Source organism: Leifsonia shinshuensis (assembly GCF_013410375.1).
Lineage (GTDB): Bacteria > Actinomycetota > Actinomycetes > Actinomycetales > Microbacteriaceae > Leifsonia > Leifsonia shinshuensis.
Window position 1 is genome coordinate 431,871 of sequence record NZ_JACCFL010000001.1, and the last position, 25,856, is coordinate 457,726.

Below are 25,856 nucleotides of genomic sequence, written 5' to 3' on the forward strand. Positions count from 1 at the left end.
CTAAGCTGGCGACCACGAGTCCGGCCGGGAGGGTCACATGGCGATCGAGCGCAAGAACCTGCGTTCCCAGGTGCGCGAGGAGCTGCTCACGCGCATGCGCGCCGGGGACGTCCGCCCGGGCGAGAGCATCAACGAGGTGCAGCTCGCCGCCGAGCTCGGCGTGTCCCGCACGCCGCTCCGGGAGGCCCTGATCGCCCTCGAGAGCGAGGGCCAGATCGAGAGCGAGAACGGCAAGGGCTTCCGCTTCGTCCCGCTCAGCGCGCAGGAGTTCGAGGACCTCTGCCCGATCATCGTCACGCTGGAGGGCCTGGCGCTCGACCTGTCTCCGGTCGACGAGCTCGCGGCCCTCGGCCAGCGCCTCGCCGCCCTGGCCGCGGCCTTCACGGAGGACCTCGCCGAGCACGCCGTCGTCAACCGCAAGGACGACGAGTGGCACAACCTCATGCTGAGCGCCTGCCCGAACCGGAAGCTCCTGGAGCAGATCGCCCAGGTCCGCAGCGCCATCCACCGCTACGAGAGCCTTCTGGTGGGCGACGATGTGCTCGTGGAGCGCTCGGCCGAGGAGCACGCGCAGATCGCCCGCCACCTCGTGGAGCGCGACGTCCCGGCCGCCAAGGCCGCGCTGGCGGAGAACTGGACGAACGGGATGCGCCGCCTGCTGGCGGACGCCGGGATCGACTGGGAGCGGCTGAGCTGACGCCGGTTCATCCGCGCCCACATTCGTCACGGTCGCGCCTAGCGTTGATTCGGCACAAATCGCGGCATTAGCGTCGTCAAACTCGCGATTCGTGACGAATCGCGAGTACGTGCCGCCCCGGTAGCGTGGGCGCATGGAGGTCGTCAGCAGTCCCGCGTCCGCGCCCGCTCACCGCACCGGGAGCACGGTGGTCACGCTCGTCGGCCCGGACGGCTCGCCGCTCGCCGACCGCGAGGTGACGGTCGAGCAGCGCTCGCACGCCTTCGGCTTCGGCAACATCGGCTTCGACTTCGTCGAGCATGGTTTCGCGGGCGCGGAGCCGTGGCTGCGGCTGTTCAACCAGGCGACCCTCCCGTTCTACTGGGGCGTCTTCGAGCCGGAGCGCGGCCGGACGCGCGCGCCGCGCCTCCACGAGACGGCCTCCTGGCTGGTCGGGCAGGGCGTGCGGGTGAAGGGCCATCCGCTGGTCTGGCACACCGTGCAGCCCGATTGGCTGCTGGAGGCCGGCGGGAACGATGAGGTGGAGCGGCTGCTCCGGACGCGTGTGCGCGACGTCGTCGCGGACTTCGCCGATGTCATCCAGCTCTGGGACGCGATCAACGAGACCGTCATCATGCCGGTCTTCGCCAACGGCGCGAACGCGATCACCCCGCTCGCCGCGGCCCGCGGCCGCCAGCACCTGATCCGGCTGGCGTTCGAGGAGGCGCATGCCGCGAACCCCGACGCGACCCTCGTCATCAACGACTTCGACCTCTCGGCGGACTACGAGAAGGTGATCGAGGAGGCGCTGGCCGGCGGAGTGGGCATCGACGCGATCGGCCTCCAGACCCACATGCACCAGGGGTACCGCGGCGAGGAGGAGATCCTGTCGATCGTCGACCGCTTCGCCCGGTTCGGCCTCCCGCTGCAGCTCACCGAGACGACGTTCGTCTCCGGCCACCTGATGCCGCCCGAGATCGAGGACCTCAACGACTACCGGATCGAGGAGTGGCCCACGACGCCCGAGGGGGAGGCCCGCCAGGCCGATGACCTGGAACGCCACTACCGCTCGCTCTTCGGCCATCCCGCGGTCGAGTCGATCACCTACTGGGGCTTCTCGGACGCCGGCGCCTGGCTGGGCGCGCCCTCCGGGCTGGTCCGGGCCGACGGCTCGCCGAAGCCGGGCTACGACGTGCTGGACCGGCTGATCCGGGACGAGTGGTGGACGTGGCCGACGCGAGTGCGAACCGACCACGCCGGCCGGATCCGGGTCGAGGGCGTCGCGGGTGGCTACGCGGTCGCGGCGGACGCCGACGCCGCGAGGGCGGCGTTCGAGGTCGGGCGCGGCGAGGAGTCCGCCGTCGTCGTCACCCCGGCGGCATCCTGATCCTCAGCCCTTCACCGCTCCGCCCAGCAGCCCGGATACGAACTGCCGCTGGAACAGCAGGAAGATCACCAGCAGCGGCAGGGTGGCGAGCAACGAGCCCAGCATCAGGCCCGAGTAGTCGACACGGGACAGCCCGATCATCGTGTTGAGGGCGACCGGGATCGTGTACTTGTCCTCCGTGTTGAGCATCAGCAGCGGCCAGATGAACGCGTTCCACTGACTGACGAACGTGTAGATCACGAGCGCCGCCAACTGCGGCCGCGCGATCGGGAGGACGACGCGGTAGAACGTGCGCAGTTCGCCGGCGCCGTCGATGCGGGCCGCCTCCACGATCGTGTCGGGGAAGTCGAGGAACGCCTGGCGCATCAGGAAGATCCCGAACGCGTTCGCGAGGAACGGCAGGATGACCGCCTGGTAGGTGTCGATCCAGCCGAGGCTCGCCATCATCTGGAAGAGCGGAACGAGCAGCACCTGCATCGGGATCATCATGGTCCCGAGCACGACGGCGAGCAGCAGGCCGCGGCCGCGGAACCGGAACTTGGCCAGCCCGTAGCCGGCGAGGACGCTCACCGCCGAGCTGAACACGGTGTAGATCACCGCGATCAGGAGGCTGTTCAGCATCACCTGACCGAATCCCGTCTGCTCCTGCAGCCGGGCCAGGTTCGCCCAGAGCTGGCTGCCCGGGAGGATCGGCAGCGGCCGCGCGAACAGGTCGGCGGTCGTGTGCGTGGAGGCCGTCAGCATCCAGAGGAACGGCACGACGCTGAGGACGGCGCCGGCGGCGAGCAGGACGTAGACGGGGACGTGGCGCAGCGCGCGGATCACTTCTTCTCCCTCAGAAGACGGAACTGGATGATCGAGATGACACCGGTGATGAGCACGAGCAGCCAGGCGATCGCCGACGCGTAGCCGGGGTCGAACTGCTGGAAGCCGACCTTGTACAGGTAGAGCACGGGCGTGAGGGTCGCGTTGTTCGGCCCTCCGCCGGTGAGGATGACGTTCTCGTCGAACAGCTGGAGCGCGCCGATGGTCGAGGTCACCGTGGTGAACACGATCGCCGGGCGCAGCTGCGGCACGACCACCCGGGCGAAGGTCGTCCAGCGTCCGGCGCCGTCCATGCGCGCCGCCTCGTACTGCTCGGCCGGGATGCTCTGCAGGCCGGCGAGCAGGATGACCATGTTGTAGCCGGTCCACCGCCAGGTGATCGAGGCGATGAGCGCCACACGCGCCCAGAGCTCGCTGTCCAGCCAGTCCACCGGCGCGACGCCGAACAGCCCGAGCAGCTGGTTGACGGCGCCGCCGTCGGTGGTGAGCAGCACCCGGAACACCACCGAGTACGCGACGAGCGTGGTCACGGCCGGCAGGAAGTAGAGCAGCCGGAAGCCGGAGCGGAACCGGAGCCAGGTCTGGTTGAGCACGTACGCAAGCCCGAGGGCGATGCCGATCATCAGCGGCACCTGCACGAGCAGGATGAGGAACGCGTTCCCGAGGCTCGTGGCGACGAGCGGGTCGCGGAACAGCCGGACGTACTGGTCGAGGCCGACCCAGCGCAGTTCGCCGCCCTGCGTGCTGAAGAAGCTCTGCCACAGCGAGATCACGAGCGGGTACGCGAAGAAGACGGCGAACAGGACCGCGGCGGGCAGGGCAAACCAGGCGCCCGGTCGCTGGAGCCTGCGCCCCAGCGACCGTGACCCGGCGGACCGTGCCGTGCGACCCCGGGCGACCGTGTCGACGGCGACCATGCTCAGCCCGCGATCGTGCGGCCGGTGGCCGTGGCGATCTGCTGCGCAGCGTCCTTCAGCGCCGCGGCCGGATCCTTGCCGCCCAGCACGGACGCGGCGACGGCGGCGCCGACGATGTCGGTCGCCTTCGCGGTGTCGGAGGTGTACGCGATCGGCGGGATCTTCGCGGTCTGCTCGGCGAACAGCGCATAGACCTTCTGGCCGCCGAAGTACGGGTCGGGCTGCGAGAAGAAGGCGTCCTTGAGCGCGGGCAGGTACGCGGGGAAGAGCCCGTCCTTCTTCATCATCGACACCTGGTTGCCGCTGTCGGCGAGGGCGAACGAGACGAACGAGGCCGCCAGCTGCGGGTTCTTCGCCTGCGCGGGCACCGCGAGGCTGGAGCCGCCGTTGTTGGAGGTGCGAGCGCCGCCGCTCGCGAACGCGGGCAGCTCGGTGACGCCGTACTTCCCGCTCAGCTCCGGCGCCTCGCCGGTGAGCGTGGCGGTCCACCAGACCGCCTCCGGGGTGACCGCGGAGTCGCCGTTCTTGGCGCTCGTGACGCGCGCGTCCCAGCCCTTGACGTTCTTCAGGAGGCCCTTGTCGTTGAGCTCCTTCTCCAGGGTGAGCGCGGCGACCGCCTTCGGCCCGGAGACCGTGATGCGGCCCTTCGCGTCGAACAGGCCGGAGCCCTGCTGCTGGAGGAGCATCTGGAAGAGGCCGCCGGTCGCGACGTCAGCGGTCACCAGCGTGTGGCCGGTCGCCGTCTTGATCTTCTCGCCCGCGCCGACCAGGTCGTCCCAGGTGCCGAGCGAGGCGGGGTCGACGCCGGCCTGCTGCAGGTAGTCGGAGCGGTAGAAGAGGCCGACCGTGCCGGAGTCCCAGGGCGCGGCCTTGATCGCGCCGGAGGCGTCGGTGGCCGCCGCCCACTTGGACGGGTCGAAGTCGGCCTTCTTGCCGCCGATCACCGGGGTGAGATCGATGAAGCCCTTCGGGAACTGGGTGAGGTAGCCCGGGGTGTGGTCGGTCTCCATCGTCACGACGTCCGGCAGGCCGGTGCCCGCCTGGAGGCCGACCGAGAGCTTGTCGTAGGCGTTGTCGTAGCCGACGTCGACCACCTTCACCGTCGTGCCGGGGTGCTTGTGCTGGTACTCGCCCGCGAGCCGCTTGAGCGCGGTCGCCGCGGCGTCCCAGGACCAGACGGTGATCGTGCCGGACGGCGTGGCGTTCGGGTCGAGCTTCGCGGGACCGGAGGCGGGGGAGCCGGCCATCGCACAGCCGGTGAGGGCGAGGATGGCGGCGGCCAGCGGGACGAGGGTGCGCAGGCGTTTCATGGGACTCCTTTGTCGTCGGAACGTGTGTTGGAACGAGAAATGGAACGGATGGAACGGGAGGAGCACGGGACCGCGTCGCCGGGCAGCGCCTTGGCGCTCAGCCGCTGACTTGCACCGCCAGATCCACGAAGAGCGCCGCCGACCAGCCGAACGCGGTGGTCGCCCGCGGCGCCTTGGCGCCGGTCGACGGGTTGTAGTACTCGTGCGGGCCGCCGCCGTGCATGACGAGCCGCAGCGTCTCCTCGACGAGCGCCCGCGCGCGTTCGGCGTGCCCGGACACCGCCAGCCCCTCCGCCAGGAGGGCGTTGACGTTGACCCAGACTGGGCCGCGCCACATCCGCTCGTCCGAGTAGGAGGCCTCCCGGCGTGCCACGGTCGGCACGGTCCAGGTGGTCGCGAACCGGGCCGGGTCGTCCAGTGCGGCGAGGATGCCGGCCACGTACGTCCCCGGCAGGCGACCGGTGAGCAGCGGCAGCAGTGACACGGCCGTCTCGGCGTCGATCGGGGAGCCGGCGCCGTACGAGCGGAAGTATCCCGCCGACTCGTCCCACATCGACTCCAGCAGCGAGAGCGTCCGGGCGGCCCGCTCGGCGTGACGTGAGGCGGCGTCCGCATCGCCGACCGCGCGCGCCCGCGCCGCGAGCAGGTCGTCCTGCAGGATCAGGTAGGCCGCGAGGTCGGGCGACGCCACCGGCAGCTCGGCGTCGAAGACCGGGCTGTCGTCCAGGCCCGACGAATACGGGTGGCCGTACTCCGGCATGCCGTCGCCGTCGAGGTCGGAGCGGGCGAACCACCAGTCCTGGCTGCGGGCGACGACCGCCCAGGCCGTGTCGAAGAACGCCGGGTCGTCCACGTAGCCTTCGAGCCGGCGCAGCGCCCACGCGGCGAGCGGCGGCTTCGTGAGCGGGATGGGCGCGCTCGGGTCGGCGATCGCCGAGCCCGCGCGGCGCAGGTTCTCGCGGTCGGCCGGCGGGAGGTCGTCGCTCGACGCGAGGATGCCCTCGTCGTGCACGACATCGGGGAGCTGCCCGTCGGCGCCCGGGAAGCCGAAGGCCAGCTCCAGTTGCTCCCGCGCCAGGTCGGGGCCGCCGTGCCGCAGACCGGACGCGATGAAGTAAGCGTCCCACTGCCAGAGCCCGACGTAGCCGATCTTCGAGGGCACGACCGCGCGGGCGCCGCGGCCCGGCAGCGAGACGATGTTCGCCCCGAGCACCCACCAGCAGAACGCGGTCATGTCGGCCAGGTCGTCGCGGACCTGCGGCGTGCGGGCGAGCCAGTCGTCCCAGACCCGCGCCGTCGTCGCGAGGGCGTCGTGGTGGACGCCGTCGCGGGAGATGCCGTCCGCGGCGATCCGCACGGCGCCGTCGGCCGAGGAGAGCAGGAGGGGCGCGTCGCCCGACGGGAGCTCGACCTCCACGGTCCAGGCTCCGTCGCCGCCGACGCTCACCGCGGACGGCCCGTCGAAGGTGAGCGTGACGCCGCCGAACCCGATGCGGTCGGGACGCACGGACGAGACCGGAGTCGCGCGCCCGTCGCCGTCGAGGACCCGGAGCGTCCGCACCAGCACGCAGTCGTCCAGGTCGCGCTCGTACTCCGCGAGCCGGATCGTGAGGGCGTCCCCCTCCCGGAACACCAGGATCCGCGACCCCGGCAGCGTGAACGGCGCCGACACCAGGTCGAGGAAAGGCGCCACGCGGTCGCCGACGGCTCGCGGATCGGCCACGAGCCCGCTCACCGTCCGCCCAGCCCGGACGCCGCCATGCTGTTGAGGATGCGGCGCTGGCCGATCACGAACGCGATCAGCATCGGGATCGTCGCGATCGCGGAGGCCGCCATGATGAGGCCGTAGTTCACCGAGCCGAACTGGCCGCGGAAGCTCTGCAGCAGCAGCGGAACCGTGAACAGGTCCTGCGTGTTGAGGATCACCAGCGGCAGCAGGAAGTTGTTCCAGGTGCTGAGCGCCACGATGATCGCCAGCGCGCCGAGTCCCGGCCGGAGATTGGGGAGGATGATGCTCCAGAAGATCCGCCAGCGGCCGGCGCCGTCGACGATCGCGGCCTCCTCGAGCTCCTTCGGCAGCGACAGCACGAACTGGCGCATCAGGAACACCGCGAACGGATTGGCGAGCGCGGCCGGCACGATCAGGGCGAGGTGCGAGTCCACCCAGCCGAGTTTCGCCATCAGGAAGTAGAACGGGATCAGGGTCACCTGCATCGGGATCATCTGCGTCGCCAGGAAGACGACGAACAGCACCCGGCTGCCGCGGAAGGGGATGCGTGCGAAGGCGTACCCGGCCATCGCGGCGGTCACGAGCGTGCCGGCGACGACGAGCACGGCGATGTAGATCGTGTTCCAGTAGGCGGTGCCGAACGGCACGTCGTTCCAGGCGTCCACGTAGTTCTGCAGCGTGAACGGCTGCGGCCAGAAGCTCAGCGGGTCGTTGAGCAGCTGCGGCAGCGACTTGAACGACGTGATCAGCATCCACAGGAACGGGAACACCATCGCGATCCCGCCGGCGAGCAGCACGAGGTGGAGGACGGCCTTGCGGGCGCGGGCGGCGCCGCGGCCGGTGCGCGGCGTCCGGAGCTCTGCGGCGGTCATGCTGCACCATCCTCGTAGTGGACGAACTTCTTCTGCGCGGTGAACTGGATGCCCGTGATGATCAGCGTGATGACCAGCAGGATGATGGACGCCGCGCTCGCGGGGCCGAACTGGAACTTCCCGAAGCCCAGGTCGTAGATGTGGTAGACGATCGTCCGGGTCGCGTTGTCGGGACCGGCGTTCGCCGTGAGGATGAAGACGGTGTCGAAGGTCTGCAGCGAGCTGATGAACGCGATGACCGTCGAGAAGAAGATGATCGGCGACAGCAGCGGCAGCCGCACCCGGAAGAACAGGGTGAGCGCCCCTGCGCCGTCGAGCCGGGCGGCCTCGATGACCGCGGGCGAGATGTTCTGGAGTCCGGCCAGGAAGATGATGACGTTGAGTCCGACCGACGACCAGATGGTCACGATGCAGACCGCGAGCAGCGCCAGGTGCGGGTCGCCCAGCCAGTCCGGCGGCGCGATGTGGAAGACGGAGGCGATGAATCCGCTGATCACGCCGTCCTTGCGGAAGAGCTGCTGCCAGATCATCGCGACCGCCACGGAGGAGGTGACGACCGGCGCGAAGAACAGGATGAGGTAGAGCGTCCGGGTCTTGAGGCGCTCCAGCGCGACGGCGAGGACGACCGCGAGGCCGAGGCCGATCGGCACGGTGATGAGCGCGATCAGGAGGGTGTTGAGGATGGCGCGCCCGAACAGCGGGTCGGTGAGCTCCGTTTTGAAGTTGTCGAAGCCGACCCAGCTGAGGTCATTGAGCCCGTCCCAGTGCGCGAAGGCGAGCACCATGCTCGCCACGAACGGCACGACGACGAAGAGCGCCATCCCGAGCAGCTGCGGGCCGACGAAGACGTAGCCCCAGCGCCGGTCGCGGCGCCGCCAGGCGGACTCCTTGCGGAGCCCGCCCGGCGTCGCGGGGACGGCGCCGGCCTCGGCGAGGACTGCTGCTTCGGCCACGGCCTGCTGACCCACTGCGCTCACGGCCGTCGCCTCACTTGCCGCCGGTCTTGTCGGCGATCATCTTCGCGACGTCGTCGAGCGTGGCCTGCGTGGACTCCTTGCCCTGGTACAGCGCCAGCATCTTGTCGCTGATGTCGCTGGAGAGGCCGGGCACGGAGGCCTCGGTGGTCGGGTCCTCGAACCCGATGTCGCGCATGTCGAGCAGGGTCTGCGCGTGGGCCGGGTAGCCGTCGAGGACGACCGAGTCGGCGCCCTTGATGGACGGGACAGCGTTGCCGCCGCCCTTCAGGCGGAAGGTCTGGCCTTCGGCCGACAGGAAGTTCGTCCAGAACGTGAATGCGGCGTCCTGGTTCTTCGTCTTGGCGTTGATCGCCAGGTAGCTGACCGCGACGCCGGTCGGGGCGGCCTTGCCGGAGGGCGTCGGCCACGGGGCGACGTCGTAGTTCTCCGGGTCGCCGGCGGCCTTGACGGTGCCGATCGTGTAGCGGCCCTGGACGAAGAAGCCGGCCTTGTGCGTGACGAACACGGAGTCCGCTCCCGCGCCGGTCGGCAGGGTGTCGGCGACGACGAAGGTGCCGTCCTGGAAGTTCTTGGCCAGCACGTCCATCGCCTTGACGCTGGTCGGGTCGGTGTTCGCGACGAACTTCCCGCTCGCGTCGAAGGCCTTGCCGCCCTGGGAGGAGATCCAGCCGTAGTGGGTGGACCAGTAGTTCCAGAACATCGATCCGGTCAGCCCGGCCGTGTGCAGCTTCTCGTTCATGTCGAGGAAGGCGGCGGTCGTCCACTTGCCCTCGGCCGCGAGCTTCGCCGGGTCCTCGGTCACGCCGGCCTTCTTGAGGGCGGCCTTGTCGTACCAGAGGGCGTCCGGGTTGGAGTCGTTCGGCGCCGCGTAGAGCTCGTCGCCCTTCTTCGTGGCGCCGAACAGGCCCTGCGCGAAGTCGGCCGGCTTGGTCTTGCTCGCCGACGAGTTCATCAGCGAGGTGAGCGGCAGCAGCGCCTTGGAGTTGACGAACTGCCCGATCTTGTCGTCGCCGATGTAGAAGACGTCCGGGGCGGTGCCGGAGGCCAGCTGGGCGAGCAGCTTGGTGTGGTAGTCGCCGTAGTCGGCGACCGGCTGCAGCACGACCTTGATGTCGGGGTGCTGCTTCATGAACTGGGTGTCGAAGTCCTTGTACCGGGTGAGTTCCTCGGGAGTTCCCCAGGTGGACCAGACGACGGTCTTGGTTCCGGAGCCGCCGTTGCCGGAGCAGGCGGCGAGCCCGAGTGCCAATGCGGCGGCCGCCGTGATGGCCAGCGCCCTTCTCACCGTTGAGTCGACGCGAGACATGAGTACCTCGTTCCTTGAGAGTCTCTGCTGTGGGTAGTGCGTGATGCTTTGGGGTAGTGCTTGGGTGATCTGTATTCTGTATACAGTAGGCAGAAGACGAATGCAAGTGCCGGGTGAAACCGCGGATTCACGCCTTGCATGCGTTCCTGCCGCACGCGATGATGCGGTCATGCCCGACTTCCGCCGCGTCCTCGACCTGGTGGACGCCCGCGGGGGCGCGTCGTGGCTCACCGTCATCCACGGCGGGGAGGTCGTGCTCGACCGACGCGCCGGCTGCGACCCCGACGCACTGTTCTACACGTTCTCGGTGAGCAAGCCGTTCGTGGCGCTCGCGGTGCACCTGCTCGCCGAGCGCGGGATGCTGCGCCTCGACGATCCCGTCGCCGCGCACTGGCCCGCCTACGCGCGCGGCGGCAAGTCCGACATCACCGTCCGGCACGTGCTCTCGCACCGCGCGGGCGTCCCGTACTCGACGGGCAGCCTGCTCGGCGACACCGTGCGCATGACCGACCCGCGCCGGTCCGTCGCCGCGGCCGAGGACGCACGGCCGCGCTGGCCCGCGGGCGAGGTGGTCGGCTACCACGTGCTGAGCTACGGCTTCATCCTCGGCGAGCTGGTCCGCCGGGTCAGCGGGATGCCGGCCGAGCGGTTCATCGCCGAGAACCTGCTGCGCCCGGCCGGGCTGACCGAGACGACCCTCGGCCTCCCGGCCGGGGAGGCCGGCCGGGCCGTCCCGCTGCGGGCGCTGAGCGCTCCCGAGCGCGCCAGGACCCTCCTGTTCAATCGCCCGAGCACGCGCGCGGTGCCGGTGCCGGCCGCCGCGGTGAGCACCAACGGCCGGGAGCTGGCCGAGTTCTACCAGCTGCTCCTCGCCGGAGGCGAGGGCGTCCTCCGCCCCGAGACGATCGCCGCAGCCCGGGCCGTCTCGAGCGACGGCGAGCCGGACCGGATCATGGGCCACCCGGTGCGCTGGGCGCACGGCTTCCAGCTGGGCGGTCCGATCGGGCTCGCCCGGCCGACCGGCTCCCGGGCCGATGCGCGCACGTTCGGGCACAACGGCAGCAGCATCTGCAACGTCTGGGCCGACCCGGTGCGCGACATCGTCGTCGCCTACCTGACCAACACCGCCGACGAGCGCCGCCGCGCGCTCCGTCACCTCAGCGATGTCAGCGACGCGGTACTGGTGGCCTGCGGCTGAGCGGGTCCAGACTTCTGGCACGGGGGCCGAGCCGCACGACCAGAGGAGGAGCGATGAGCGCAGGGACGAAGGACGATCCGTGGCGCCTGACCACGGCGCCGGGCACGTCGGAGTACACGATGTACCGGGACGACGAGGCCGACCCGCCCGCGCTGGTCTGCCAGGTCGGCTCCACGCGGCTGAGCTACCGGGCGAGCGCGATCGACGACCTCGCGCAGTGGCTGCGCGAGCAGGGCGACTGGGTGCCGCTGGGCGCGGCGGACGAGAACAAGCCGGTCGTGGCCGGGACGATCGAGGCCTGGGGCCGCGACCCGGTGAACCCGGTGGGCGGTTGGTACGGGCTGCGCAAGGGCTACCGCGGCCGGTTCGGGATGTACCTCCCGCCGCTGCTGGAGCAGCTCGGGCTGATCGAGCTCACGCACGACGCGCGCAACAACCGGGCGCGGGCGAAGTAGTTTAACCATGTGAACGATCTCGCGCTGAACCCCGCAACGACCGCCCTCCTGCTCATGGACCTGCAGCCGGGCATCCTCGGGCGCCTGCCCGACTCGGACGCCTTCCTGGCCGGGCTGGTTCGCGCGCGGGACGCCGCGCGCGCCGCGGGCATGACCGTCGGCTACGTGCGCGTCGCCATCAGCGCGGAGGAGGCCGCGACGATCCCGGCCCGTTCGCGCTTCGCCCGGGCCGGCGAGCGCCTCGACCCCGACCGCCCCGAGACGCAGATCGACCCGCGAATCGCGCCCGCCGATGGCGAGATCGTCGTCCGCAAGAAGCGCGTCGGCGCGTTCGGCACTACCGACCTGCAGGAGCAGCTCGACGCCCGCGGCGTCGACACCCTCGTGCTCGCCGGCGTCTCGACCGGCGAAGTCGTCCTCTCGACCGTGCGCGACGCCGCCGACCGGGACTACCGGCTCGTCGTGCTGGAGGACGGCTGCTGGGACTCCGACCCGGAGGTCCACCAGGTGCTCACCGCGAAGGTGTTCGCCCGCGGCGGCGCGACCGTCACCAGCATCGACGACTTCATCGCGTCGCTGGCGTAGCGGACGACCTCGGCGAGCCCGGGCGCGAGGTCGTCCGGGGCGTCCGGCCCGTCGAGCTCGTCGACGGGCAGCCAGTGCAGCTCCTGCGACTCGTCCTCCCCCGGCGTCCCGGCGGGGTCGGTGGTCGCGACGAACGCGTAGACGATGTCGGTGTGCGCGTGGTCGTCGGTGATCGGGTGCACGTCCACGCACAGCGGCGCCGGCAGCACGGCGATGCCCTCCGCCCGCTCGATGCGATGGGCCGGCTGCAGCAGCAGGAGCTGGTCGAGGTCGTAGCCGGACTCCTCGCGGAGCTCGTGCGCGATCGCCGCCCACGGATCCTCGGTGCGCTCGACGTGGCCTCCCGGCTGCATCAGCAGCCCGCGCTTGCGGTGGCGGTGCACCAGCAGATGGGTGCGCCCGTCGAGCTCTCGCAGGATCAGCGCGCTGGTCGTGAGGTCGTACTCGCCCGGTCCGGTGTTGAGGTGCGGCATCCCCTCAGTCTGACCGATCCCCCACAGCCGAGTACGCAGATTATCGACGGACTCGACGGTTTCCGGCCGATTTTTCGCGTACTCGGGCATGATGTGCGTATGGCGGAGGTTCGGACGCGGGGATTCGACCGGTTGGTCAACTTCTCGGACGCGGTGGTGGCGATCGCGATCACGCTGCTGATCCTGCCCCTCGTCGACGCGAGCTCCGAAGTCGCGAAGGAGGGCATCGCCCACTACTTCCAGCACAACTTCTGGCAGCTGCTCGCGTTCGCCATCTCGTTCGTCGTCATCGCGCGGCTGTGGATGGTCCACCACCAGGTCTTCGGCTGGATCGAGGGTTACACGAGCGGCCTGCTCTGGCTCAACATGCTGTGGCTGGCCTGCATCGTGTTCATGCCGTTCACCGCCAACGTGCTGTCCGACAGTCCGAACGGCCGGCCGGACGTCCACGCGCTCTACCTCGGCGACCTGCTCCTGACCGCGCTGGCAATGCAGTTCATGGAGCTCCTGATCGTCCGGACTCCCGGCCTGCTGTCGGACGAGGGCCGGGCGCAGTCCGATCCGCTCCGCGGCTGGACGTTCATCATCCTGCTCGCGGTGGCGATGGTGCTCGCGATCGTCCTCCCCGACATCGGGATGTTCTGGCTGTTCATCCTCTTCCTGTCGCGGCCGGTGTACCTGCTGCTGGCCCGGATGCTCCGCCCGCGCGAGCGTGCGGGCGTCTGACCGGACGGCCCTTCCCAGCGGCCCGGCCGGGGGCTATCGTCGCGGCATGCGACCCAAGACCTTTTTCGTGCTCCTCGTCATCGCCGCGGCCTACATCCTGGGCTCCCGCGCCGGCCGGGAGCGCTACGACCAGATCGTCGAGTCGGTGACCGCGTTCTGGAACAACCCGGACGTCAAGAAGGCGCGCAAGAACGCGAAGAAGCAGGCCGAGAAGGCCCGTAGGCGCTACGCCTGACCGGCTGAGCCGGGCTCAGGGCTCGCGGTAGTCGCCCTCGGTGTACTCGCCTTCCGGCGCCTCCGCGGGCTCCTCGACGTCGGTGTACGTGCCCTCGACGTCGGGCTCGGGGCCGGGGTTCTCCTCGGTCTCGGTGTACTGGCCGTGGACCGTGCGCTCGTGCGGTCCCTCGTCGTCGGACTCGGTGTAGCCGCCCTCGAGGTTCTCGCGGGCGGCGCCGGTGGGCTCTTCAGGGTTGCTCATAGCCAGGAGAGTACGCTTTCGCGCGCCCCACGACCAGAGTGGAGGGGGCGGTCCTCCACGCGCTGCGCACCCGGTCCCTGTAGACGCTCCGGTACGCCCCCCGCTACCCTTCGGCCATGGCGCGGTCGCCCTCGATCTTCGCTCAGCGCGGTCCGTCGGTCCTCGAGCTGAGGATCCACGGCATCAAGAACACGCCGCCGGCGGAGATGCTCGGCGTCGCGCCGGGCGACGTGCGCCCGGATCAGGCCGACGAGAACGGCGGCTTCTACGTCCCGACCGTCGACCCCGTCGACCCGACCGACCCGGCGACGCCGCCGACGGTGATCCGCCGCGAGGGGTACTCCTGGGGGATGCTCGCGCGCTACGGCGGCGGCGCGCTCGTCGTGGTCGGCCAGTTCTTCGTGCAGCTGGCCTGGCTGCTCATCCTGCCGTTCGGACTGTGCAACACGGCCTACTGGACGCGGACGATCCCCGACCAGCCGCGCACCGGCGAGTGGAACGCCGGCCGCGGCGCCGCCTCGCTGCGGGTCTTCGCGCTCGGGCTGACCCTCCTCTACGTCTGCGCGCTGGCGTCGGTGAGCCTGGACCTGATCGGGACGCAGTGCCTGGCGCGTCCGGCGCTGTGCCCGGCGCTGCCCGGCTGGGTGACCGCGTTCTTCACCACGCCGGGGCTCGACCACCGCGGCATCCGGGTCGCCCTGCTCTCCCTCGTGCCGATCGCCGGCGTGCTCCTCCTCTTCTTCGTGTCGCATCAGGCGCGCACCCGCTACGAGGCCGGGATCTTCGGGACGGTCGCGAAGATCCGCACCGCGAGCGACCTCAGCGGCGTGACGGACGAGCAGGGCGCGACCCCGCGCCGGCCGCTCGCGACCGACGGGTTCTGGGGGATCACCCGGGTGAAGCTGCCCAGCGAGCTGTTGCACACGGCTGCGGCGTTCTTCCTCATGGCGCTGCTGCTCGGCTGGGACGGCGTCTTCTGGTCGTGCGCGCCCGCCGGCGTCGACCTCCCGCCGCAGTGCCTCGACCCGGCGCACACGCCGCTGCTGGCGAAGTGGTGGCTGACGCTGGGGGCCGTTCTCGCGGCGGCGGGGCTGATCGCCGTGGTCGCCCTCGTCGTCCGCAACGTCGACACCACTGTTCGCGGGCGGGCCGAGCGGGCGATGCGCGACGTCGAGCCCGCCGCCAGGACCGCCCGCCGGCACGCCCTGATCCGGCTCGAGCTGCGGAAGCGGGAGGCCGTGGCCGGCTGGGTGCTGCTGGCCGCGATCGTCGTGTACGTCGCGGTCGGGGTCGCCGTCGCGCTGCCGGACGGCACGGCGGCCGAGGAGCGGGCCCCCTCGTTCCTCGGGCTCGTGATCGCGCCTTCGATCATCCTCGGCGTCCTGCTCGCGATCGCGCTGTCCGCACTGGGCTGGCGGCGCGGCGTGCCGCGCTGGCTCTCGATCCTCGTGGTCGCCGTGGGCGGGGTGTCGCTGCTGGTGGCCGTCGTCTCGACGCCGAAGGATCTCCGGCTCGCCCCGCTCACCGCGGCGGCGTACGGTCTCGCCGCCCTGTGCGCCGTGCTGCTCGCCGTGCTCGTCGTCTTCCGGCCGATGGCGAGGCGGCGCAGCTTCGCCTACGAGGGCTGGCGGGGGACCGGGCCCGGGGTGATCATGCTGCTCTCGCTGGGCGGCGCCATGCTGCTCTCGACGCTCCTCGTCCTCGGGACGCAGTGCGCGCTCGCCTCCACCGGCGGCCCGACGCCGGTCTGCCCGCTGGCGCCCGGTGGCCTGACCACGCCGGTAGCGTACCGCAACTTCGGCGGGACGGTCCCCGTCCTCGCGGTCGTCCTCCTGCTGTTCGTGCTCGTCGTCGCCCTGCTGCGGATGCGCACGACGCCGCGCCTGACCACGCCGGAGACCGTCGGGGGCCGCGCGCTCCGCGAGCCGCTGCGCAGCTACCGCGACGGCCGGGTGCCGCAGGTGAAGTCCGCGGGCAAGCTGGACTTCCGGATGCTCAACGCCCGCCGGTCGGCCGCGCTCTTCCACCGCGGCGAGCCCGTCCTCGGGCTCCTGGCGGCCCTGCTGGCGCTCGGCATCGTCGTGGCGATCGCCCTGCCGCAGCCGCTCCGGCCGGCGCTGCTGGACCTGGCGCTCCCGGCGCTCGGGCTGATCTCCGTCGCCGCGGTCGTGACCATCGCCGAGAACGCGCTCACCACCAAGGAGCGGCCGATCGGCGTGATGTGGGACCTGATGTGCTTCCTCCCGCGAGCCGGGCATCCGTTCGGGCCGCCCTGCTACGCCGAGCGCGTCATCCCGGAGCTCCGCGACCGCATCGTCGCCTGGCTGGAGGCCGACATCGCGAAGGACGCCGGCAGCGTGCAGGACCGGCGCACCGCGGAGCAGCGCGCCCGCGACGAGCTCCGGGCGCTGACCACGTGGCAGCGCAGGAAGGTCGTGTTCAGCGCGCACAGCCTCGGCGCTGTCCTCGCGGTCTCGACGATCTTCACGCTGGGCGCCGACACCACGGACGGGCTCAAGAACGTCGGGCTGCTCACGTACGGAACGCAGCTGCGCGCGTACTTCGGCCGGTTCTTCCCCGAGCTGTTCGGGCCGGCGGCGCTCGGCGCCCTCCCGAGCCGCGCGCCGTCGCTGTGGCAGGCGGACCCGTGGCTGCGGCAGGTCGTGGAGGATCACGCAACGGCGGGGTCGGGCGGCCGCGATCCCGTCGAGCGCGACAAGCCGACGCTGCGCGAGCTGCTCACCCAGCCGGACGGGCAGCTCGCCTGGATCAACCTGTGGCGGCGCACCGACTACCTGGGCTTCCCCGACGCCTCGTTCAAGGACAACGAGATCGACCGGGGGGCAGACGAGTTCGGGCCGCCGCTCTACCTTGTGAAGGTGGCGACGCACCCCAACTACCAGGCCTCCACCCAATACATGACCGCCCTCCGTGACCTCATCCACCGCCTGTGACGGCGACGCCCCGACCGCGATTCGTCACGAATGTGCGTTTTCAGCGTCGCTTTCGCGACATTCGTCACGAATGTGCGCCGCCCCCGAACCATAAAACCGAGTGGTGTAAGGTTTTGTTACGCCGCCGTTCGAAGGAGAATCATGGTCGACAGCCTGCCCCGAGCATCCGAACTCACCCTGGACGAGAAGGCGTCGCTCACGAGCGGCCGCAGCTTCTGGGAGACCGAGGGCGTGGAGCGCGCCGGGATCCCCTCCATCTACCTGACCGACGGGCCGCACGGCGTGCGCAAGCAGGCGCAGGGCGGCGACCACCTCGGCATCGGCGACAGCGTCCCCGCCACCTGCTTCCCGCCCGCGGTCGCGCTCGGCTCCTCGTGGGACGCCGAGCTGCTGGAGCGGGTCGGCGCGGCGCTCGGCGAGGAGGCCAAGGCCGAGGGCGTCGGCGTGCTGCTCGGCCCGGGCATCAACATCAAGCGCTCGCCGCTCTGCGGGCGCAACTTCGAGTACCTCTCCGAGGACCCGATCGTCTCCGGCCGACTCGGCGCGGCGCTGGTCCGCGGCCTCCAGTCGCAGGGCGTCGGCGCCTCCCTCAAGCACTTCGCCGCCAACAACCAGGAGACCGACCGGCTGCGCGTGAGCGCCGACGTCGACGAGCGCCCGCTGCGCGAGATCTACCTGCGCGGCTTCCAGCACGTCGTGACCCACGCCCAGCCGTGGACGGTGATGTGCTCCTACAACCGCATCAACGGCGTCTACGCGAGCGAGGACCCGTGGCTGCTCACCTCCGTGCTCCGCGACGAGTGGGGCTTCGAGGGGCTGGTCGTCTCCGACTGGGGAGCGGTGAACGACCGGGTCAGCGCGCTGGTCGCCGGGCTCGACCTGGAGATGCCGTCGAGCGGCGGCGTCACGGACGCGCAACTGGTCGCCGCGGTGCGCGACGGCTCGCTGGCGGAGTCCGTGCTCGACACCGCGGCGGACCGCGTGATCGACCTGGTGGAGAAGGCGCTCGCCGAGGCCGACGCGACCGCCACCTACGACGCGGAGGCGCACCACGCCCTCGCCCGTGAGGTCGCCGGCCGCAGCGTCGTCCTGCTCAAGAACGACGGCGTCCTCCCGCTGGCGGCGGAGGCCGGACGCACGATCGCCGTCATCGGCGAGTTCGCCCGCACCCCGCGCTACCAGGGCGCCGGCTCGTCCCAGATCGTCCCCACCCGCCTCGACAACGCATTGGACGAGCTGCGCGCGCTCTCCGGCGACGCGACCGTGGTCTTCGCCCCGGGCTACACCCTCGGCGCCGACGCGGACGAGGTCGCGCTCACGGCCGAGGCCGTCGGGATCGCGGCGGACGCCGACGACGTTCTGGTCTTCCTCGGCCTGCCGGGCGAGGACGAGTCTGAGGGCTTCGACCGCGAGCACCTCGAGCTCCCCGCCGCGCAGACCGCGCTGCTGGAGGCCGTCATCGCCGCCAACCCGCGCGTCACCGTCGTGCTCTCCAACGGCGGCGTGGTGCGCGTCTCGGGCTGGGCCGATCGGGTGCCCGCGATCGTGGAGGGCTGGCTGCTCGGCCAGGCCGGGGGCGGCGCGATCGCCGATGTGCTGTTCGGCGTGGTCAACCCGTCCGGCCGGCTCGCGGAGACCATCCCGGTGCGCCTGGAGGACACCGCGTCGTACCTCAACTTCCCGGGCGAGAAGGGCCACGTACGCTACGGCGAGGGCCTGTTCGTCGGCTACCGCGACTTCGACGCTCGGGCCGCGGCGGTCTCCTTCCCGTTCGGCCACGGCCTGTCGTACACGACGTTCGCGTTCGGCGCTCCGACGGCGACCGCGACGGCCGAGGGGATCCGCGTGGCGGTGGACGTCACGAACACGGGCGACCGGGACGGTCGGGAGGTCGTGCAGGTCTACGTGTCGGTGCCGGCCTCCCGCGTGCAGCGCCCGGTGCGCGAGCTGAAGGGCTTCGCCACCGTCGCCGTGGCCGCGGGCGCCACCGAGACCGTGGTGATCGACGTGGCGGCAGAAGACCTCGCCTACTTCGACACCGAGCTCGACGCCTGGACGGTGGAGGGCGGCGAGTACGTGGTGGAGGTCGGCGCGTCGTCCCGCGACCTGCGCGGCTCCGCCGTCGTGACCCTCGCCGGCGACGGCCGCAGCGCTCCGCTCACGATCCAGTCGACCCTCGGCGAGTGGCTGGAGCACCCGGTCGGCGGCCCCGTCCTGATGGCGGCGCTCGCGCAGAGCGCGGAGGCCCAGGGGATGGGCGCGATGCTGGCCGACCCGGGCCTGCGCCGGATGGCGGAGTCCATCCCGCTGGTGCGCGCGGCGTCGTTCCCCGGCAGCCCGGTGACGGCGGAGCAGCTGGACCAGCTCGTGGCGGCGGCGAACCGGTAGCGTACGCCGCTTTCGGCGACGGTGAACCCCTTGCGTGGGCGGGGGGTTCGGCGTTGCGTCGGTGCCATGAGCGACCAGCGAGATGACACGGATGCCGTCGCCGGCCACGACCCGACCAACGGGCTCGCCGGCGACCTCGAAGGCGACGACGGCGGCGCCATCACGCCCTCGGCGGACCAGAACGTGATCCAGGACGTGATCGCCGACCTCGACCCGGACCGACCGAGGGACGAGGACGACGACTCGGCCACGTCGTACAGCGAGGAGGGCAGGCCATGAGCGACACCAGCGGACTCCCGAACACGAGCGATCTCGGCGTGCCGGCCGAGGACGACCCCGCGCGCTTCGAGGACGGCGGCGGCGAGGGCCGGAGCGGCCAGGAGGCCGGGGCCGACCGGGACGCGCAGGCCGCCGAGCCCGGCGAGGACGAGCCGGAGAATGGCGACGTCTCCGCGGCGCACGAGACGGGCGTCACGCCCGAGGGAGCGGAGGACGTGACGACGCGCGACACGCAGGGTCCGGCGTCGGAGGGCTCCGACGCCGCCGAACCGCCGCCTGCCGACTTCGACCCGAGCGAGCAGCCGTCCAACCCGGACCTCGTCAAGAACACCGAGCCCCCGGACTGAGCCGCCGGACTGAGCGCCCGGGAGCCGGCGCGCGGGATTGGGTCAGCGCCGTCCCGCGCGCCGGCTCCCGTACAGCCACACCGCGCCGACGATCAGCCCGGCGACGAGCATCCCGATCCCGACGGCCAGGATCGAGGTGTCGCCGGAGCGGGGCACGATGAGGCCCACGACGAACAGCACCGCGCCGAGGTTGAGCAGCACCGCGGCCACCCAGCCGAGCGTCGTGCGCAGCGCTGCGTTCATTGCCGGTATCGTAGCCGCCGCCTCTCCGCAAACGCCCTGTTCCGGCGAGAAATCCGGGCACCGGATGCCCGAAGGTGTGTCCGCCCGGGCGGTCAGGCCTCGCCCGGGTGGACGACCGAGGGCGTCGGCGGTTCGTCGAGCGCCTCGTTGATGAGCGCGGCCACGAGGAACTTCCAGTCCGACCCCTCGTGCAGGGTCTCGGTGTAGCCGAGCGGAATCGCGCCGAACACCGGTTCGTGCTCCTCGCCTTCCGCGGACACCCGCACGAGCCGGCCCAGCTCCGCGTGCGACTCGTCGAGCACCACCCACTGGCCCGGCGCCTTCTTCTCGACGTGGAAGATGCGCTCCCGGTACGGGTAGCGGACGCTGGACATCTCGAGTTCGCTGGCGGACATGGCCGTCCTTCCGTCGGTGGTCGCTCTCAGAGAGCATCAAACGCCCGAGGGGCTGTGCTTGGCAAGATGCGCGTGTCTACGCTGTGCGCATGAGCACGCAGCGGAAGGGGACCGCCTCCCCGCAACAGGGTGTCCACAACATCGACGCGGCGTTCGCGCTCGTCCCCGAACCCTGGCAGCCGCACCGGCTCGCCAGCGTGAACGACTACGACGTGAAGGTCGCCCGGCTCCAGGGCTCGTTCATCTGGCACGCGCACCCGGACACCGACGAGCTGTTCCTCGTGATCTCCGGCCGGCTCACCATCCAGCTGCGCGACCGCGAGGTGGAGCTCGGCCCGCACGACGTGTTCGTGGTCCCGCAGGGGGAGGAGCACTGCCCGTTCGCGGAGGAGGAGGCCCTCGTCGTGATGTTCGAGCCGAAGGGCACGGTCAACACCGGCGACCGCCCCGGAGAGCGGACCAGCGCGTTGCGGGAGCTGCCGGACTGACCGGCCGGTCTCACAGCACGGAGTCGAGGGCCTCCAGCAGGGCGGCGGGCCCGTCGAACACCGCCCGCGCGCCGGCGTCGGTGAGCTCGGCCGCCCCCACTCCGCCGCAGAGCACGCCGACCGGGCGGATGCGCGCTCGGGCCGCCGCGGTCATGTCCCACACCGAGTCCCCGACGACGAGCGCTTCGGAGGCCGTCGCGTCCGCCCGGCGCAGAGCGACCTCCAGGATGCCGGGATCGGGCTTGGCCTCGTCCACGTCGTCCGCGGAGGTGGCGGCGTGCACCGCATCGTCGGCGCCGAGCGCGCGCCGCAGCAGCTCCAGCTCGTCCGCGGCGGCGGAGGTCGCGAGCACGACCCGGACGCCGCGCGCGCTGACCGCGCGCAGCAGGTCCGCGGCCCCGTCGAACGCTCGCAGCCGCGGCGCGAGCTCCCGGAAGTGCGCGGCGTGCAGCGCTTTGGCGCGCTCGTTCCACTCGTCGTCGCGCTCGCCGGCGACCGCGCGCAGCAGCTGCGCAGAGTCCCGGCCCAGCGCGCGGTGGACGCGCCAGGCGTCGACGGGCGCGTCCAGTTCGGCGAACGCGCGCTGCCAGGCGTCGATGTGGAGGTAGTTCGAGTCGACGAGCGTGCCGTCGACGTCGAAGAGCACGGTGCGGAGGGTCATGCCTCCACGTCTTACACCCGGCCGCCGAGCGGGGGAATCAGCGTCAGTTGAAGATGGCCCACTCCGAGCGGCTCAGCTTGGCGCGCTGGCCGTTGATGACGAGGTACCAGCTCTCCTCGTCGCGGTGGAGGTACTGCGCGAGCATCGTGGTGTACCGCCATTCGCCGTTGACCTGGCTCCAGCGGATCAGGGAGATGAGCTGCCCTTGACGCAGGTAGGGCACCGCGACGAAGTCATCGTGTCGCGGGTGTTCGGGACCGCCCAGCTGGCGCCCCGTCCTCGGAGTGCTCATGCGTCACTTTAACCCCACGGCACGCCGTTTGGGAACAGGTGGGAACCTGTTGAAATGAAATAGATTTCGTGTCAATCCTCGAAGGTTTCACCACTCCAGGGTGCGGCTCCAGACCGTCAGCGGGCGGCCGTCCACGTGCGTTCCCGAGCGGAAGCGGGCGAAGCCGCAGCGGGTCGCGACCGCCTCGCTCGCGGCGTTCCCGTCGAGGGTGCTGAGCCAGACCACCCGCTCGCCCTGGGCGCCGAGCCACGCGGAGAGCGCGGTGACGGCGCCGGTCACCAGGCCGCGGCCGCGCGCCTCCGGCAGCAACGCGTAGAACACCTCGAAACCGTCCTGCGACCGCCCGAAACCGACCGTTCCGAGCGCCTCGCCGCCCTCGTCGACGACGTACCGGATGCCGTGCCCCGCCTCCGCCGCGCGCACGTTGCGCTGCGCGCGGAGCCGGGCGCCGTCCTCGTCGAGATCGGCCGGGTACATCGTCCACGGCGGGATGTCCTCGACGTGCGCGAGCCGCAGCTCGACGTCCCAGTCCTCCTCCTCGAGCCGACGCAGCACCACGCCGTCGTGGCCCTCCAGAGCGAGACGCAACGGAAACGCATCCATCCCCCGACCCTACCCGCCGCACGAAAGAGCCGAGTACGCGAATAGTCTGCGTACTCGGCTGCTTCCGGCTGATTTCGTGCGTACTCGGCGGTGGGTCAGCGGGTGGGGGAGAGGGCGGGGATGGTGGCGACGGCGCGCGTGCGGACGGAGTCGTAGGCGCCGAGGATGATCCCGAGCACCTCGATGCCCTCCTTGTGCGTGTGCAGCGGGCGGGTGCCGTCGAGGACGCTGCGGGCGAAGTGCTTCAGCTCCTCGCCGAACTGGTGCACCGGCTCCAGTGCGAGCACGGTGGGCTCGGCCTCCCCGCGCCGCTTGAGCGTGAGGGTGGTCCCGTCGCTGGTCAGGCTGCCGAGCTCGCCGACCGCCGAGAACTTCTCGGTGCCGGGAGCGGCCTCGTAGGCCCAGCTCGTGACGACGGTGCCGATCACCCCGTTGTCGAAGCGGACGAGCACCGTCGCCGAGTCCTCGCCCTCCATGAAGGTCAGCCGGTGCGTGGCCAGCATCGCCGTGACCTCGACCGGGGCTCCCCCGGCCAGGTGCAGCAGCAGATAGGTCGGGTGGTAGCCGGTGTCGATCAGCTCCCCGCCGCCGGAGGTCGACGCGTGCGCGCGCCAGCCCATGTTCGCCGGGTCGAAGTCGTTGTAGAAGGAGTCCGTCGTGCGCACCTCGTAGACCCGCCCGATCGCGCCGGACTCGATCAGCTCCTTCGCGCGGGCGACCGCGGGGAGGAACAGCTGGTTGTGCGCGCACATCAGGGTGACCCCGGCCTCCTCGACCGCCGCGGAGACCTCGGCGGCCTCCTCCGGGGTCAAGCAGAGCGGCTTCTCGCAGAGGATGTGCTTGCCGGCGCGGGCCGCGGCGACGATCGCGTCCTTGTGGAGGTGGTGGGGCAGGCAGATGTCGACGGCGTCGATGTCCGACTCGGCGAGCATGTCGCGGTAGTCGGCGTAGATCGCCGCGCCGGAGGCGGCGGCGCGCTTCTCGGCGCTCTCGCGCACCGGGTCGGCGACGGCCGCGAAGGTGATGACATCGGGGTTGAGCAGGTAGCCCTCGACGTGGGCGCCGGCGATGCCGCCTGCCCCGATCAGGCCGATTCGGACGGTGTTGCTGGTCATGGGAAGACTCCAAAGAGGATCGAGGGGCGCGTCAGCGCCCGGGAAGTGCCGGATCGGGGCGCTCGCGCCCCGCGGCGGTGGTGTGTGTTCGGTGTGGTGGGCCGGCGCGGTCAGCGGGTGGCGGCGGGTACGGCGGGCGTCACGGCGCGACCCTCCGCGGCGGAGGCGTTCGCCGCGACCACCATGCGGGTCAGCGCGAGCGCGTGGTCGAGGTTGGCGTCGGCACGGCCGCCGTCGTGGATGCGCTGCACCCACTCGTCGAACGCGCCGGGCTTGTCGTCCGGGACCGGCAGCTCGCGCCAGCCGTCACCCGTGTCGATCCGCAGCCCGCCGCCGGCGCCCCCGTAGGAGAGCGCGCCGCGGGTGCCGCGGAGCTCGATCGTGAAGTCGCCGGGTCCCTGCACCAGGCTGGCCTCGAAGACGCCGATCCGTCCGCCCGCGAACTCCGCGGTGACCACTGCGTTGTCCTCGACCTCACGCCCGGTGAGGCTCGCGTAGGTGGCGTTGATCCGCAGCGGCTCGCTCCGGTGGAACAGGCGGGTGAGGTAGGCGGGGTGGCAGCCGAGGTCGGTGAGGGCGCCGCCGATCGCCTCGGTCGGGTGGCCGAACCGGTCCGGCAGCCAGCCGGCGATCCAGCCGTCGTGCGCGAGGCGCACCCGGCTGTAGGCGAGGTCGCCGAGCGTCCCGGCGTCCAGGACCTCCTCGATCCCGGCCGTGTAGCCGTGGTAGAGGCGGGGGAGCGAGACCACCAGCGAGACGCCGGCGGCGTCGGCGGCGGCGACGAGCTCGTCGGCCTCCTCGACCCTCGGCGCGAGCACCTTCTCGGTGAAAACGTGCTTGCCCGCGGCGATCGCGCGCAGGATCACGTCGCGATGGCGGTCGGTGGAGGTGGTGACGGTGACGGCGTCGAGACCGTCACGGGCGAGCAGCTCGTCCAGGTCGGCGACGAACTCCACGCCGAACGTCTCGGCGGCCTCGCGGCCGCGTTCGGGGTCGTCGTCCCAGATGGCGACGAGGGTGGTGCCGGGATGCTCCTGGGCGACGCGGGCGTAATCGCCCGCGTGGACGTGCCAGAAGCCGAGCGCAGCGACAGCGAGTGGATGGGACATGCCTGTGAAGGCCTCCTTGCCTGGTATTCGATGCGCGCGAACTCCTCAAGCCTAACCACTTCACCGCGTCCGGCACAGGTCTTTTGCCGGATTGCCAGCAGAAGTGTGTCCACGGCGCGCGTGACGCGGTAGCGTCGGGCACTGTGACGCGCATCCCCCTGCATCGCGAATGGCACGGCGACGAGGACTCGCCGCACCCGCCGCTGCTCCTCCTCCACGGCGGCGGCTCCACGATCGAGTCGAACTGGGGGATGCTGCTCCCGCTGCTGGAGCGCACCCGCTCGGTGCTCGCCGTCGAGCTGCAGGGCCACGGTCGCACGGCCTCCGGCGACCGCGAACCGTCGTTCGAGGCGTCGGCCGACGATGTCGCCGCGGTGCTCGAGGAGCTCCACCTGGGCCCGGTCGACGTGCTGGGCTTCAGCAACGGCGGCCAGGTCGCGCTGCAGCTCGCCGCGCGCCACCCGGATCGCGTGCGCAAGCTCGTGCTGGCGTCCGCGCCGCTGCGCCGGGATGCGATGGTCGACGGCTTCTGGGCCGGCCTGGAGGCCGGACGCTTCGAGGACCTGCCCGCGGTCTACGCCCAAGCCGACTTCGCCGTCAGCCGCGACCCCGGGCACGCCGAGCGGATGTTCGAGCTCGACCGGCGGCTCATGCTGGGCTTCCAGGACTTCCCGGACGAGCTGGTGGCGTCGGTGGCCGCGCCGACGCTGGTCGTCGGGGCCGACCGCGACGTGGTGCGCAGCGCCCACTTCGTGGAGGTCGCCGGCCTGCTGCCGGACGCGCGCCTCCTGATCGTGCCGGGAACGCACGGCGACTACCTCGGCGAGCTCCTGGCGGCCGCGGGCGACGACGCGGCGCTGCGCGCGTTCCTCCCGCACCTGATCGCCTTCCTCGACGCTTGAGTGCCGCTCCTGATCCCCGCGCCTGACATCCACTTAGGGGCGGCCGAGCGCCCGAGTTAGGCCGCGCGAAACGCTGGCAATCCGCCCGCGGCCGGGAGGCACGGCCGCGCGCTCTGACAGGCTGGACGGGTCGAAGGGGAGTAGCTCCCCGCGGCACGTCGACACA

28 protein-coding genes and 1 pseudogene are annotated in these 25,856 nt (G+C 71.4%); 13 read left to right on the forward strand and 16 right to left on the reverse strand.

Annotation, left to right across the window (positions count from 1 at the left end; translation table 11 throughout):
• Positions 1-37: 37 nt before the first annotated feature.
• Positions 38-697, forward strand: coding sequence for a GntR family transcriptional regulator (locus tag HNR13_RS02140; RefSeq protein WP_179604225.1), 660 nt, complete (start codon positions 38-40; stop codon positions 695-697).
• A gap of 133 nt (positions 698-830) precedes the next feature.
• Positions 831-2,063 carry an endo-1,4-beta-xylanase gene (locus HNR13_RS02145; RefSeq protein ID WP_179604226.1) on the forward strand — a complete coding sequence of 411 codons (1,233 nt, stop codon included), beginning with the start codon at positions 831-833 and terminating at the stop codon, positions 2,061-2,063.
• Positions 2,064-2,066: 3 nt separating this feature from the next.
• Here the strand turns inward: HNR13_RS02145 and HNR13_RS02150 are convergent, their stop codons facing one another.
• The 7 genes from HNR13_RS02150 to HNR13_RS02180 form a co-directional block, all read right to left on the reverse strand.
• On the reverse strand, positions 2,067-2,888 hold the full coding sequence (locus tag HNR13_RS02150) for a carbohydrate ABC transporter permease (RefSeq protein WP_343063414.1): 822 nt from the start codon (positions 2,886-2,888) through the stop codon (positions 2,067-2,069).
• Positions 2,885-3,805 (reverse strand): carbohydrate ABC transporter permease, encoded by a 921-nt coding sequence (locus HNR13_RS02155; RefSeq protein ID WP_179604227.1) that lies wholly within the window; start codon positions 3,803-3,805, stop codon positions 2,885-2,887. The genes HNR13_RS02150 and HNR13_RS02155 overlap by 4 nt, the downstream gene beginning before the upstream one ends.
• A gap of 2 nt (positions 3,806-3,807) precedes the next feature.
• Positions 3,808-5,115, reverse strand: coding sequence for an ABC transporter substrate-binding protein (locus tag HNR13_RS02160; RefSeq protein WP_179604228.1), 1,308 nt, complete (start codon positions 5,113-5,115; stop codon positions 3,808-3,810).
• A 97-nt stretch (positions 5,116-5,212) separates the two neighbouring features.
• Complete coding sequence (locus tag HNR13_RS21960) at positions 5,213-6,838, reverse strand: MGH1-like glycoside hydrolase domain-containing protein (protein ID WP_179604229.1); 1,626 nt, start codon at positions 6,836-6,838, stop codon at positions 5,213-5,215.
• Positions 6,839-6,846: 8 nt separating this feature from the next.
• Complete coding sequence (locus HNR13_RS02170; protein WP_179604230.1) at positions 6,847-7,716, reverse strand: carbohydrate ABC transporter permease; 870 nt, start codon at positions 7,714-7,716, stop codon at positions 6,847-6,849.
• Positions 7,713-8,693, reverse strand: a complete 981-nt coding sequence (locus HNR13_RS02175; protein WP_343063415.1) for a carbohydrate ABC transporter permease — start codon at positions 8,691-8,693, stop codon at positions 7,713-7,715. Before HNR13_RS02175 ends, HNR13_RS02170 begins: the two co-directional genes overlap by 4 nt.
• A 10-nt stretch (positions 8,694-8,703) precedes the next feature.
• The gene (locus tag HNR13_RS02180; protein ID WP_179604231.1) at positions 8,704-9,999 is read right to left on the reverse strand and encodes an ABC transporter substrate-binding protein; all 1,296 of its coding nucleotides are present in this window, start codon (positions 9,997-9,999) and stop codon (positions 8,704-8,706) included.
• 169 nt (positions 10,000-10,168) lie between these two features.
• Between HNR13_RS02180 and HNR13_RS02185 the strand changes: the two genes are divergently transcribed.
• From HNR13_RS02185 to HNR13_RS02195, 3 genes are read left to right on the forward strand one after another with little or no spacing between them, the layout of a single operon-like run.
• Positions 10,169-11,197: a serine hydrolase domain-containing protein gene (locus tag HNR13_RS02185; RefSeq protein ID WP_179604232.1), complete on the forward strand. Its 1,029-nt coding sequence runs from the start codon at positions 10,169-10,171 to the stop codon at positions 11,195-11,197.
• Between the two features lie 53 nt (positions 11,198-11,250).
• Positions 11,251-11,652, forward strand: coding sequence for a DUF6855 family protein (locus HNR13_RS02190; RefSeq protein WP_179604233.1), 402 nt, complete (start codon positions 11,251-11,253; stop codon positions 11,650-11,652).
• Between the two features lie 9 nt (positions 11,653-11,661).
• Positions 11,662-12,237 carry a cysteine hydrolase family protein gene (locus HNR13_RS02195; RefSeq protein WP_343063416.1) on the forward strand — a complete coding sequence of 192 codons (576 nt, stop codon included), beginning with the start codon at positions 11,662-11,664 and terminating at the stop codon, positions 12,235-12,237.
• A gap of 14 nt (positions 12,238-12,251) precedes the next feature.
• Here HNR13_RS02195 and HNR13_RS21400 read toward each other — a convergent pair.
• Positions 12,252-12,800, reverse strand: a pseudogene (locus HNR13_RS21400) (NUDIX hydrolase); the annotation flags it as partial.
• A 9-nt stretch (positions 12,801-12,809) separates the two neighbouring features.
• Between HNR13_RS21400 and HNR13_RS02200 the strand changes: the two are divergent.
• Positions 12,810-13,436: a TMEM175 family protein gene (locus HNR13_RS02200; RefSeq protein WP_179604234.1), complete on the forward strand. Its 627-nt coding sequence runs from the start codon at positions 12,810-12,812 to the stop codon at positions 13,434-13,436.
• A 46-nt stretch (positions 13,437-13,482) separates the two neighbouring features.
• A complete protein-coding gene (locus tag HNR13_RS02205) occupies positions 13,483-13,671 on the forward strand; it encodes a hypothetical protein (RefSeq protein WP_179604235.1) in 189 nt (62 codons plus the stop codon).
• Positions 13,672-13,686: 15 nt separating this feature from the next.
• Here HNR13_RS02205 and HNR13_RS02210 read toward each other — a convergent pair whose 3' ends face one another.
• Positions 13,687-13,914 carry a hypothetical protein gene (locus HNR13_RS02210; protein ID WP_179604236.1) on the reverse strand — a complete coding sequence of 76 codons (228 nt, stop codon included), beginning with the start codon at positions 13,912-13,914 and terminating at the stop codon, positions 13,687-13,689.
• Between the two features lie 116 nt (positions 13,915-14,030).
• Here HNR13_RS02210 and HNR13_RS02215 point away from each other — a divergent pair, with 116 nt between their 5' ends.
• From HNR13_RS02215 to HNR13_RS02230, 4 genes are all read left to right on the forward strand, one after another.
• Positions 14,031-16,868 carry a hypothetical protein gene (locus tag HNR13_RS02215; RefSeq protein ID WP_179604237.1) on the forward strand — a complete coding sequence of 946 codons (2,838 nt, stop codon included), beginning with the start codon at positions 14,031-14,033 and terminating at the stop codon, positions 16,866-16,868.
• A gap of 141 nt (positions 16,869-17,009) precedes the next feature.
• Positions 17,010-19,256, forward strand: coding sequence for a glycoside hydrolase family 3 C-terminal domain-containing protein (locus tag HNR13_RS02220; RefSeq protein WP_179604238.1), 2,247 nt, complete (start codon positions 17,010-17,012; stop codon positions 19,254-19,256).
• 66 nt (positions 19,257-19,322) lie between these two features.
• A complete protein-coding gene (locus HNR13_RS02225) occupies positions 19,323-19,535 on the forward strand; it encodes a hypothetical protein (protein ID WP_179604239.1) in 213 nt (70 codons plus the stop codon).
• Positions 19,532-19,882: a hypothetical protein gene (locus HNR13_RS02230; protein WP_179604240.1), complete on the forward strand. Its 351-nt coding sequence runs from the start codon at positions 19,532-19,534 to the stop codon at positions 19,880-19,882. The genes HNR13_RS02225 and HNR13_RS02230 overlap by 4 nt, the downstream gene beginning before the upstream one ends.
• Before the next feature lie 42 nt (positions 19,883-19,924).
• Here the strand turns inward: HNR13_RS02230 and HNR13_RS02235 are convergent, their stop codons facing one another.
• Positions 19,925-20,125, reverse strand: a complete 201-nt coding sequence (locus HNR13_RS02235) for a hypothetical protein (protein WP_179604241.1) — start codon at positions 20,123-20,125, stop codon at positions 19,925-19,927.
• A gap of 92 nt (positions 20,126-20,217) precedes the next feature.
• Positions 20,218-20,520 carry a hypothetical protein gene (locus HNR13_RS02240; protein ID WP_179604242.1) on the reverse strand — a complete coding sequence of 101 codons (303 nt, stop codon included), beginning with the start codon at positions 20,518-20,520 and terminating at the stop codon, positions 20,218-20,220.
• An 89-nt stretch (positions 20,521-20,609) separates the two neighbouring features.
• Here HNR13_RS02240 and HNR13_RS02245 point away from each other — a divergent pair, with 89 nt between their 5' ends.
• Positions 20,610-21,008 (forward strand): cupin domain-containing protein, encoded by a 399-nt coding sequence (locus HNR13_RS02245; RefSeq protein WP_179604243.1) that lies wholly within the window; start codon positions 20,610-20,612, stop codon positions 21,006-21,008.
• A 10-nt stretch (positions 21,009-21,018) separates the two neighbouring features.
• Here the strand turns inward: HNR13_RS02245 and HNR13_RS02250 are convergent, their stop codons facing one another.
• From HNR13_RS02250 to HNR13_RS02270, 5 genes are all read right to left on the reverse strand, one after another.
• A complete protein-coding gene (locus HNR13_RS02250) occupies positions 21,019-21,669 on the reverse strand; it encodes an HAD family hydrolase (RefSeq protein WP_179604244.1) in 651 nt (216 codons plus the stop codon).
• A gap of 43 nt (positions 21,670-21,712) precedes the next feature.
• Positions 21,713-21,961 (reverse strand): hypothetical protein, encoded by a 249-nt coding sequence (locus tag HNR13_RS02255; RefSeq protein WP_179604245.1) that lies wholly within the window; start codon positions 21,959-21,961, stop codon positions 21,713-21,715.
• Positions 21,962-22,048: 87 nt separating this feature from the next.
• Positions 22,049-22,564 (reverse strand): GNAT family N-acetyltransferase, encoded by a 516-nt coding sequence (locus HNR13_RS02260; RefSeq protein WP_179604246.1) that lies wholly within the window; start codon positions 22,562-22,564, stop codon positions 22,049-22,051.
• A gap of 95 nt (positions 22,565-22,659) precedes the next feature.
• Positions 22,660-23,679, reverse strand: a complete 1,020-nt coding sequence (locus HNR13_RS02265) for a Gfo/Idh/MocA family protein (protein WP_179604247.1) — start codon at positions 23,677-23,679, stop codon at positions 22,660-22,662.
• Positions 23,680-23,789: 110 nt separating this feature from the next.
• Complete coding sequence (locus tag HNR13_RS02270) at positions 23,790-24,788, reverse strand: Gfo/Idh/MocA family protein (protein WP_179604248.1); 999 nt, start codon at positions 24,786-24,788, stop codon at positions 23,790-23,792.
• A 143-nt stretch (positions 24,789-24,931) separates the two neighbouring features.
• On the opposite strand from HNR13_RS02270, the gene HNR13_RS02275 reads away from it, so the two are divergent.
• Positions 24,932-25,690, forward strand: a complete 759-nt coding sequence (locus HNR13_RS02275) for an alpha/beta fold hydrolase (RefSeq protein ID WP_179604249.1) — start codon at positions 24,932-24,934, stop codon at positions 25,688-25,690.
• Positions 25,691-25,856: the final 166 nt, after the last annotated feature.